Source organism: Nitrobacter sp. NHB1, from assembly GCF_036964665.1.
GTDB lineage: Bacteria > Pseudomonadota > Alphaproteobacteria > Rhizobiales > Xanthobacteraceae > Nitrobacter.
In genome coordinates this window covers 518,396-527,430 of the sequence record NZ_JBAMDA010000001.1, presented here as the reverse complement: position 1 = coordinate 527,430, position 9,035 = coordinate 518,396, and the positions used below count along the sequence as shown (strand labels likewise).

Here is a 9,035-nt window from a genome sequence, read left to right as displayed (position 1 = left end):
GCCAAATGCCCGACGTGAAAACATGCACCGGCGGCTGTCATTGCGGTCAGGTGCGCTTCGAGTGCACAACGGACCTTGCCATGGTGACGGCATGCAACTGCTCGATCTGCACCAAGAAGGGATTGCACTTCACGTTTCTGCCGCCGCAAAGTTTTCAGCTCCGGGCCGGCGAAAACAACCTCAGGGAATACCTGTTCAACAAGCACGCGATCCGGCACCAGCTCTGCATCGACTGCGGTGTCGAGGTGTTCGCACGCGGCAAGAAGCCGGACGGGACCGAAGTGGTGGCGCTCAATGTGAGCTGCATCGACGGCGTCGAGCTGTCCAAGCTCACATTGACGCCGGTCGACGGCCGGAATTTCTAAAACGTTTCACGCTCGGACGGAAACATCTCGATTATCCGCCATTGCCGGGCTTGACCCGGCAATCCATTATCTCCGACGAATATGGATGCACGGGTCTCATAGGCGAGCGGAAGCGACGCCGTTCTTCGAACGGCTGTGCCCGCGCGTGACGCAAAGTCCGCGTCAGTTGACCGCGAAGCAATAAAACAGCCCAGCGCCGCCGGTGCTCTTGAGATCGTTCTGGCTACAGCCGCCGTCTGGCCCGCGCGAGGGATGCGCTGCGTTCCAGGATTTGGCGGTCGGATTGCTGGCGGGGCCGTTGATGTCGGAGTGCCCCAGCATGGCGGCGCCATGTATGCTGCTCGTCCAGTTCCCGCAGGTCCGGTCTTCGGTGCCGGCGAAGGCCGTCCCATTGGGCTGCGAGCCCGTCAGCATGTCGTGACGATTGGGGGTATCGCCGTAACCGTTGACGACGTCGCCCTTCTCGGTCAGCGCCGTCTCCTTGTTGATGCCGTTGGCGCCATGCAGTTCGGCCACGTCTTTCGCGATCACGACGCCCTTGGCGTTCCGCCACGGCCCCTTGCCGATCCGATCCCGCGCGTTGATGGCCGGCTTGCCGTCGACAGCCTGGGTCGACAGATAGGCGTGCCAGGTCTTCGCTCCCGCGCCCGCAGCCTGCGCCAGCGTCTGACAGAAATTGTCGGCGCCCGCGAGTCCGCCGAGATTGCCGCCGTTGCCGATCCCGACGCTGGTCACGAAGAAGCTCATGTCGGCCGTCTGCGCATAGGCCGGTTGAGCCGCCGTCAAAAGCAGTCCGGCGGCCAGACCAAGGCAAATTCGCGGAATGATCCCGTCAGCTGCAATCATCGCTTTCTCCGATCGATTTATCGCGCCTGGTTTCAACACGATACTCCTGCAACCCGCGCGCCGTAAATTTAATCCCGAGATAATGCGCAAATCGGGCCCTTCGTTCAACGCAAACAAAAAAGGCGCCACGAGGCTGTCGCGGCGCCCTCTCGTTAGCCAAGGGGCGGCCGGTCAGGTCTGCTGGATCGCGGACAGTTCCCATTTTCCGCCGCCGAGGCGCGCAAAGGTCCAGACGTCGGTCACCTCTTGCGGCTTGTCGCTGCCTTCGACCACGCGACCGCTTGCGCGCTCGATGGTCTTGTCGATCAACGAATAGCGCAGCGCCACCGTGGCATAATCCGTAGTGCGCTCGCGCCAGGCTTCCGCGAGATCGCCCTGCAGGAGCTTGACGTCGGACACCTTGTTGACGACGCCGCGGGCGTCGTTGGCCCGGAGATCCTCGGTGAAGTACGACACCATTTCCGGCGTCGCCAGCGTGTGCAGCGTGTTGACGTCCTCATTCGACCACGCAGTCTGAATTTCTCCGAGCAGACGCTCGAAGGCTTCATAGTCGGACGGGGTGATTTCCAGCGGAGGTGCGTTCGACGCCGAAGCGAAACCGAGACCGCTGCGGGGGTTCGCCTGAGCAGCGGGACCCGGCGCAGGCCCAGATCCAGGTCCGGCATAGGCGGGCGCATTGCGCCGCCGCCACCACGACATCGCAAAGCGGACGACGAGATAGATCAGGCCGATCTGAAGCAACAGCCCGATCATGGACGACAGACCGCCGAGGCCGCCGAACAGGCCGCCGCCGAACAGCATGCCGAGCAGCCCGGCGCCAAGGAAGCCGGCGGCAAGGCCGCCGAGCATGCCCATGCCGGGCCGCCGGTTGAAGCCACCCGTCGCGGCAGCGCCGGCGCCCGGGCGGCCGGGCTGGGCCATGGTTCGGTCGAGCGGACGCGCCGCGTTCGGCGCGGTACTGGTGACCGGCGGCGCGGAGAAGGTCCGCGAACCGCGCGATCCGTAACTCCTGCCTCCACCGATGCGAGCGTCCGCCGCGGAGACGGCAAACATCAAGGGGAGCGCCACCGACAGGACGATGGCGAAGGCCTTCATCACGCCGGACGCCCGCTGTATTAATTTCATGTGGTTGTTCCTTTATTCTCCGCAGGGAAAAGCGTCCCTAACATGGGTAATTTCGCGCAAAAGGAAAGTCCTATCGCTTGGCGAAACTGCGGCGCTGGGTCACGGGAGCGCGTCAAATCGCCGACAGCAAATACTGAAACTGCTTCGTCATGTCGGCGCTAAGTCGAGGAAGTGCCGCCCTGCCCTGTCTTCGATTTCAACGATCCAGGCGTCTGGATCGAACCGCACTTCCTTCACAAGGCGCTCTTCGACCGCCTGCTCGGCAACGGGCTCGCTTGATGACGGAGCAAAAACCCGTTCAACCGGCCGGCTGTCATCGTATACGGCTTGCGGCGCCGGGGCGTACAGCATCGCGTTGCCGTCAAGAAGCGCCAGCTTGATGAACACGGCGCCGGCCTCCTCGGCACCACGCCGGCGCACCGCGCCGAATATGCCCTCGGTCTGACAGCGGCGCAGATATGCCGCAACCCATATACTCGATTTCAAACGCATGGGGATGACGATAGGCCGTTCGCGGAAGCAGCGCCAGTTCGACATTCAATCCGCATCGTTTGTGTCCTTCCGACAGCTCTGCTAAAGCGCGGCATCATCCCTGAAAACCTCAAGGATCGTCGATGATCCCCCGTTACACCCGCCCGGAAATGGCTTCGATCTGGGAGCCGCAGACCCGTTTCAAGATCTGGTTCGAGATCGAGGCCCACGCGGCGGACGCCCAGGCCGAACTGGGCGTGATTCCGAAAGAAGCGGCCGAAACCATCTGGGCCAAGGCGAAAGACGCGACGTTCGACGTGGCGCGCATCGACGCCATCGAGCGCGAGACGAAACACGACGTCATCGCCTTCCTCACCCATCTTGCCGAAATCGTCGGTCCCCAGGCGCGCTTCGTGCATCAGGGCATGACCTCCTCCGACGTGCTCGACACCTGCCTCAACGTCCAGCTCACCCGCGCCGCCGATATCCTGATCGCCGACATCGACAAGCTGCTCGGGGCGCTGAAGACGCGCGCGTTCGAACACAAGATGACGCCGACCATCGGCCGCTCGCACGGCATCCACGCCGAGCCGGTGACCTTCGGGCTCAAGCTCGCTTACGCCTATGCGGAGTTCACGCGTGCCAAGGAACGCCTGATCGCCGCCCGCAAGGAGGTCGCGACCTGCGCGATCTCGGGCGCGGTCGGCACCTTCGCGCAGATCGATCCGCGCGTGGAGGAGCACGTCGCCAGGGCGATGGGATTGACCCCCGAGCCGGTCTCGACGCAGGTAATCCCGCGCGACCGCCACGCGATGTTCTTCGCGACGCTGGGCGTTATCGCGTCGTCGATGGAGCGTCTTGCCACCGAGATCCGCCACCTGCAACGCAGCGAGGTGCTGGAGGCCGAGGAATTCTTCTCCGAGGGTCAGAAGGGTTCGTCGGCGATGCCGCACAAGCGCAATCCGGTGCTGACCGAGAACATCACCGGGCTTGCCCGCATGGTGCGCGCCTTTGTGACGCCGGCGCTGGAGAACGTGGTGCTGTGGCACGAGCGCGACATCTCGCACTCCTCGGCCGAGCGCATGATCGGTCCCGATGCCACGGTGACGCTCGACTTCGCGCTCAATCGCCTCGCGGGCGTGATCGACAAGTTGCTGGTCTATCCCGCCACCATGCAGAAGAACCTCGATCGCCTCGGCGGGCTCGTGCATTCGCAGCGCGTCCTGATCGCGCTGACGCAGAAAGGCGCGAGCCGCGAGGACGCCTACAGGCTGGTGCAGCGCAACGCCATGCCGGTGTGGCGCGGCGAAGGCGACTTCCAGACGCTGCTGAAGAACGACGCCGATGTGAAGGCATACATGTCGGATGCCGAGATCGCCGAGCAGTTCGACCTCAACTATCACTTCAAACACGTCGAGACGATCTTCAGGCGTGTGTTCGGGGAGAGCTGAACCGTTTATCGGTTCGTCAAGCGTGGACTTGATCCATGCATCCATCCTCCTTCAAGGGATGGATTGCCGGGTCAAGCCCGGCAATGACACGGCGATGTATTCACTCGCCCGTCACCATCCGCGCCACCACGCGGTCGCGCTTGATGAAGCGATGGTAGAGCGCCGCGAGGAAATGCAGGACAACCAGTCCGATCAGCACGTAGGCGAGCCAGATGTGCCAGTGCTCGAAGAAGCGGGCATTGTCGCGATTTTCCGAGGTGAACTGCGGCACCCGGAACAGCCCGAACCAGTCGGCATAATCCGGTTTATGCGCCCCGGAATGCGCCCAGCCGAGCAGCGCCACGACGATCGTGATCGCATAGAGCGCCCAGTGATTGACGTGCGCCAGCGCTCGCTCCCACACCCGTGAGCCGTCGGGCGGCGCCGGGACCGGATTGAGGCCGCGCCAGATCAGGCGAAGGACCATCAGCAGAAGGATGACATAGCCGATGTCGGCATGGATCGAGCGATGGAAGAGCTTGTCCGCCTTCGGCACGAAGTGGTTGAACCAGTAACCATAGGCCAGCATGGCGATGACCGCGATACCAAGGATCCCGTGAAAGGCGCGGGACAGGGCGCCCCAGGTAGTGGTTGAGTTCCGAAGCATGGCCGACTCGTGCTTTCAGATAGCGGGTTACGTTTTGCCCCAGAGGCCATGGCCGGGAGGTTTCAACAAGCCCCTCCGGTGTCGCCAACACCATGTGATGATTGGAATCGGTCTAAGGATGTTCCGCGTGCATAACGCCGGACACGGATTGACCCGCGCAATCGAGGACCGCCCTGGATCGCTAACGCCGCGTTAACCCTGACAACCGTAGGGTTCACCAATACCGATTACCGGTCGACCGGTGGACCGATTTATGGCGTTGGCGCAGAAAATCTCAAGCCTTCCGGTTGAGCGCCGGCGATTTCAGCGGGTCAAGGTGCACCTGCTGGGCCGTTATATGCTGCCGGACCGGCGCGAGTTTCCTTGCCAGATCATCAATATGTCCCCGGGCGGGCTGGCGATGCTTGCGCCCGGCATCGGCAACGTCGGTGACCGGATCGTCGCCTATCTCGACCACATCGGCCGGGTCGAAGGCAAGATCACCCGGATTGTGGATAGCGGGTTCGCCATGAGCGTCAGCGCAACACCCCGCAAGCGCGACAAGCTCGCAGCGCAACTCACCTGGCTTGCCAACCGCGATATCCTCAACCTTCCCGAAGACCGCCGCCACGACCGCATCGTGCCACGCAGCCCGATCGCGACCCTTACGCTCGAGGACGGCACCAGGATCACATGCCGGATCGTCGATCTGTCGATGTCGGGCGCCGCCATCTCGGCCGAAACAAGGCCGCCGCTACAGTCCCGGGTCGCGCTCGGCAAGGTGCTCGCCCGCGTGGTCCGAAACCTGGAAGACGGCTTCGCGCTCGAGTTCGTTCACGAGCAGCATCCCGACACTCTCGAAGATAACGTCACCGCCCGGTAAACGGCGGTTCTCGCAAACTCCCGACTTTGCGATCCCCGCCGGCGGCTTCCTCCGCGTTGGAGGCCGCGGTTGCGCAGCGATTTTTCGGTTAACGCCACGCGCGTTCCGATGCGGAAACCCCGATTTTAGCGGGCTTCAATCGCTAACATCTAAAATTTGAATCAAGTGCGATCTCTTAAAATTTTAATCGAATTCGATTCAAGTACAGATTCAATTGGCGGAAAACTTTACTTGCATTCGGTTCAAATACACTTCGAGTACTTAGCGGCGATGCAAATCCTTTGTGTGAAATGTGGTCCCAACAAGAAACGGGGGCCACAATGGTCAACAGGGGACAGGGAGTGGGACTGGCGGTCGTTGCCGCCGTCCTATGGGGGCTAGCGACGCCGGTGGGCGCTGCAGAAGCACGGCAGCTTTATGCAAGTCTCGGCGGCACCACGCGGGCGCCGATCGGCTGGGTCGAATTCTGCGGCGACAATCCGAAGGAATGCCACAACGGCGCAACGCAGCCGCGGGATATCGTTTTGACGCCTGACGCCTGGCGCGATCTTTTGAAGGTCAACCGCTGGGTCAACGAAACCATCAAGCCGATGACGGACCAGGAACACTGGGGCGTCGTCGAAAAGTGGTCGCTGCCGACCGACGGCTACGGCGATTGCGAGGACTACGTCCTGTTGAAACGCAAGATGCTGATCGACGCGGGCTGGCCGCGCGAGGCGTTGCTGATCACGGTGGTTCGCGACAAGCAGGGCGACGGTCATGCCGTCCTGACCGTCAAAACCGACAAGGGCGAATTCATTCTCGACAACCAGAACGAGGACGTCGTGGCCTGGACCAAGACCGGCTACCGCTTCATGAAACGGCAATCGCAAAGCGACCCTGATGTCTGGGTTGCGCTCGACGACAACCATCCGGCGGTCGCAACGGCCAGCTCACGATAAACAAGAGAACACGAGACCCGCGACCGGTCATACCCCTCCCCGTCCCAGACCGGATCGCGCGCGGCCAGCCTCCCCCAAGGGCTGGCCGCACCCCTTTTCAGAGCAGCCTGTTTGAAGGAGAGTCACTTCCCGGAGCAGATCACGCCCCTCGAAGCGCGACGTGCCGGAGTCCCAAGCAGCGGATCGGCTTTGCCGACAGCGGCGGCTCAGGCCCTCAGGCCGAGCAGTTCAACCTCAAAGATCAGCGTCGCATGGGGTGGAATGACGCCGCCGGCGCCGCGCGGGCCGTAGCCAAGCTCCGGCGGGATGATGAGCGTGCGCTTGCCGCCGACCTTCATGGTCATAATGCCTTCGTCCCAGCCTGCAATGACCCGACGCTTGCCGATCGGAAATTCGAAAGGCTCGTTGCGGTCCACCGAGCTGTCGAACTTGTCGCCCTTCTGCCCGTTCACATAGAGCCAGCCGGTGTAATGCATGATGCAGATCTGGCCGGGCTGCGGGGACGGGCCCTCCCCATCCTTGGTGTCCGTGATCTGCAAACCTGATGCTGTAGTCATGATTTTCTCCGCGGTCTGGCCGCTGCTGTGGCCGGAGCATCGATCAGAACGATGCTGCCCGACGCAATCGCAAGAGCAAACGCCAAAACGCCCGCACACCGAAACGCCCGCATCGCCGCATTCTCCAGCCTGTGATCGGCGCACATGTCTAACCCAAGGGCTGCGCGACGACCACGGCTTTTTGCGGGGCTCGTCAATGTTGAGGCGGCGCGCGAACTGCGCACGCCGCCATCAGATCGTTGGAATGTCCGCGATCAGCGGCAGACTTCGACCCGCTGCCAGCGCCAACCGTGGCGGGTGTGGACCCGGCGGCGGCTCAGATAGCAGCCGCCGTCGTCGTCGTAATAGCTGCTGTAGCCGTAAGGATAGCCGTAATAACCGTAATAGCCATAATCGTCGTAGGGATAGCCCCAGCCATAGGCATAAGGCGACGCGAAACCGAGCCCTATACCAAAGCCGCGGCCATAAAACCCGTGGTTATGGAAGCCTCCGTGGAAGCCGTGAAATCCGCCGCCATGGAATCCACCGCCATGAAACCCGCCGCCGCCATGAAATCCACCACCACCGCCAAATCCACCGTGGCCGCCGCGGGCCGAGGCAGTGGTCGGCGAGGCCAGTCCCACCGCGGCAACCGCCAGCAATGCGATCATCGTTTTGCGCAACATCGTCAAACTCCGTCCAGCTTCCCTTCGTCCCACCGATGACATACGCCGGCCGTGCCCGATTGTTTCTTCCGGCGACCTTCATTCGCTCGAATTTTGGCTCAATTCTCCGCGATCCGCACAAGGTACTGCCGAATCTCAACCGATCCGATTCAGGCCCTTTTTGAAGCGCAGCCCGTTTGCTGCGTAGAACTTCGCGCCGCTTCGCATCGCCTCGGTCTGGACAGGCTCCAGCGTGCGGATTACGCGCGCCGGCGCGCCGACGATCATGGAATATTCCGGGAATTGCTTGCCTTCGGTGACCAGCGCGCCGGCGCCGACGATGCAGCCACGGCCGACCCGCGCGCCGTTCATGACGATCGAGCCCATACCGATCAGCGCACCATCCTCAATGGTGCAGCCATGCAGTATAACGTTATGACCGATCGTACAGTTGGCCCCGATCGTCAGCGGAAAACCCTCGTCGGTATGGCAGGTGCTGCCGTCCTGGACATTGGACCCCTCGCCGACCTCGATCCACTCGTTGTCGCCGCGCAGCACCGCGCCGAACCAGACGCTCGCGTTCTCGCGCAGGCGAACCCTGCCGATCACCGCGGCGGTGTCGGCGATGAAATAGCGTCCGCTTTTCGGAAGGTCGGGCGCCTGCCCGTCGAGTTCGTAAATCGCCATGACGGCCTCCTGCAGGAAGACCATGCCATGGCCCAGTTCAGGCGAGCAACCCGACCGCCTGCAGCGTCATCACCACGCAGGTGCCAGACATCAAGCTCCAGAACCCGGCGATCACGGTCGCCATCATGACGAATTCAAAGCGGCGGCGTTCGATGCGTCGTCCGCGAAGCGTGTTGCGCATGATGATGAAGGGCGCAGCGAACACCAGGAACGGCACCGCGGCGAAGGCCCTTGCAACAACGCCCTGCTGCAGCAATCCGAAGCCAGCGGGACGTTTGACGAACGCCTGATAGCCGCTGGCCAGCGTGCCCGCGATGGCGAATCCGAGGCACAGGGCGAAGAAGGAATTCAATGCATCCGGCGACATCGAAAGGACGTCCGTTACACGACCACGACGTCCTTTGCTTCGCAAAATACCGCTCTCCCCGCCACCTTATCCT

At 62.5% G+C, this 9,035-nt stretch carries 12 protein-coding genes; 4 read left to right on the top strand and 8 right to left on the bottom strand.

Annotation, left to right across the window (positions count from 1 at the left end; all coding sequences use genetic code 11):
* Positions 1–5 precede the first annotated feature (5 nt).
* Positions 6–365 carry a GFA family protein gene (locus tag V4R08_RS02535; RefSeq protein ID WP_335577898.1) on the top strand — a complete coding sequence of 120 codons (360 nt, stop codon included), beginning with the start codon at positions 6–8 and terminating at the stop codon, positions 363–365.
* Between the two features lie 162 nt (positions 366–527).
* Here the strand turns inward: V4R08_RS02535 and V4R08_RS02530 are convergent, their stop codons facing one another.
* The 3 genes from V4R08_RS02530 to V4R08_RS02520 form a co-directional block, all read right to left on the bottom strand.
* A complete protein-coding gene (locus tag V4R08_RS02530; RefSeq protein ID WP_335577897.1) occupies positions 528–1,211 on the bottom strand; it encodes a lectin in 684 nt (227 codons plus the stop codon).
* Positions 1,212–1,382: 171 nt separating this feature from the next.
* Entirely contained in the window at positions 1,383–2,336 is a 954-nt protein-coding gene (locus tag V4R08_RS02525) for a Tim44 domain-containing protein (protein ID WP_335577896.1), read from the bottom strand.
* A gap of 147 nt (positions 2,337–2,483) precedes the next feature.
* Positions 2,484–2,828 (bottom strand): DUF1491 family protein, encoded by a 345-nt coding sequence (locus V4R08_RS02520; protein ID WP_335580155.1) that lies wholly within the window; start codon positions 2,826–2,828, stop codon positions 2,484–2,486.
* A gap of 122 nt (positions 2,829–2,950) precedes the next feature.
* Between V4R08_RS02520 and purB the strand changes: the two genes are divergently transcribed.
* On the top strand, positions 2,951–4,258 hold the full coding sequence (gene purB, locus V4R08_RS02515; protein WP_335577895.1) for an adenylosuccinate lyase: 1,308 nt from the start codon (positions 2,951–2,953) through the stop codon (positions 4,256–4,258).
* Between the two features lie 100 nt (positions 4,259–4,358).
* On the opposite strand, the gene V4R08_RS02510 is transcribed toward purB, so the two are convergent.
* Positions 4,359–4,904 carry a cytochrome b gene (locus V4R08_RS02510; RefSeq protein WP_335577894.1) on the bottom strand — a complete coding sequence of 182 codons (546 nt, stop codon included), beginning with the start codon at positions 4,902–4,904 and terminating at the stop codon, positions 4,359–4,361.
* A gap of 253 nt (positions 4,905–5,157) precedes the next feature.
* Between V4R08_RS02510 and V4R08_RS02505 the strand changes: the two genes are divergently transcribed.
* Together V4R08_RS02505 and V4R08_RS02500 are read left to right on the top strand one after the other, a co-directional pair.
* Positions 5,158–5,766 carry a PilZ domain-containing protein gene (locus V4R08_RS02505; RefSeq protein ID WP_335577893.1) on the top strand — a complete coding sequence of 203 codons (609 nt, stop codon included), beginning with the start codon at positions 5,158–5,160 and terminating at the stop codon, positions 5,764–5,766.
* Between the two features lie 320 nt (positions 5,767–6,086).
* A complete protein-coding gene (locus V4R08_RS02500) occupies positions 6,087–6,707 on the top strand; it encodes a transglutaminase-like cysteine peptidase (protein ID WP_335577892.1) in 621 nt (206 codons plus the stop codon).
* A gap of 206 nt (positions 6,708–6,913) precedes the next feature.
* Here the strand turns inward: V4R08_RS02500 and V4R08_RS02495 are convergent, their stop codons facing one another.
* From V4R08_RS02495 to V4R08_RS02480, 4 genes are all read right to left on the bottom strand, one after another.
* Positions 6,914–7,264: an FKBP-type peptidyl-prolyl cis-trans isomerase gene (locus tag V4R08_RS02495; RefSeq protein WP_335577891.1), complete on the bottom strand. Its 351-nt coding sequence runs from the start codon at positions 7,262–7,264 to the stop codon at positions 6,914–6,916.
* A gap of 254 nt (positions 7,265–7,518) precedes the next feature.
* Positions 7,519–7,929, bottom strand: coding sequence for a hypothetical protein (locus tag V4R08_RS02490; protein ID WP_335577890.1), 411 nt, complete (start codon positions 7,927–7,929; stop codon positions 7,519–7,521).
* Between the two features lie 135 nt (positions 7,930–8,064).
* Entirely contained in the window at positions 8,065–8,595 is a 531-nt protein-coding gene (locus V4R08_RS02485) for a gamma carbonic anhydrase family protein (protein ID WP_335577889.1), read from the bottom strand.
* Between the two features lie 37 nt (positions 8,596–8,632).
* Positions 8,633–8,962, bottom strand: coding sequence for a DUF6949 family protein (locus V4R08_RS02480; protein WP_335577888.1), 330 nt, complete (start codon positions 8,960–8,962; stop codon positions 8,633–8,635).
* Positions 8,963–9,035 lie beyond the last annotated feature (73 nt).

Excerpts from the sequence above, each read along its gene's own strand:
- V4R08_RS02530 (WP_335577897.1), bottom strand. The coding sequence starts at position 1,211 with ATGATTGCAGCTGACGGGATCATTCCGCGAATTTGCCTTGGTCTGGCC.
- V4R08_RS02485 (WP_335577889.1), bottom strand. The coding sequence starts at position 8,595 with ATGGCGATTTACGAACTCGACGGGCAGGCGCCCGACCTTCCGAAAAGC.
- V4R08_RS02480 (WP_335577888.1), bottom strand. The coding sequence starts at position 8,962 with ATGTCGCCGGATGCATTGAATTCCTTCTTCGCCCTGTGCCTCGGATTC.
- V4R08_RS02490 (WP_335577890.1), bottom strand. The coding sequence starts at position 7,929 with ATGTTGCGCAAAACGATGATCGCATTGCTGGCGGTTGCCGCGGTGGGA.
- purB (WP_335577895.1), top strand. The coding sequence starts at position 2,951 with ATGATCCCCCGTTACACCCGCCCGGAAATGGCTTCGATCTGGGAGCCG.
- V4R08_RS02525 (WP_335577896.1), bottom strand. The coding sequence starts at position 2,336 with ATGAAATTAATACAGCGGGCGTCCGGCGTGATGAAGGCCTTCGCCATC.
- V4R08_RS02505 (WP_335577893.1), top strand. The coding sequence starts at position 5,158 with ATGGCGTTGGCGCAGAAAATCTCAAGCCTTCCGGTTGAGCGCCGGCGA.
- V4R08_RS02500 (WP_335577892.1), top strand. The coding sequence starts at position 6,087 with ATGGTCAACAGGGGACAGGGAGTGGGACTGGCGGTCGTTGCCGCCGTC.
- V4R08_RS02535 (WP_335577898.1), top strand. The coding sequence starts at position 6 with ATGCCCGACGTGAAAACATGCACCGGCGGCTGTCATTGCGGTCAGGTG.
- V4R08_RS02495 (WP_335577891.1), bottom strand. The coding sequence starts at position 7,264 with ATGACTACAGCATCAGGTTTGCAGATCACGGACACCAAGGATGGGGAG.
- V4R08_RS02520 (WP_335580155.1), bottom strand. The coding sequence starts at position 2,828 with ATGCGTTTGAAATCGAGTATATGGGTTGCGGCATATCTGCGCCGCTGT.
- V4R08_RS02510 (WP_335577894.1), bottom strand. The coding sequence starts at position 4,904 with ATGCTTCGGAACTCAACCACTACCTGGGGCGCCCTGTCCCGCGCCTTT.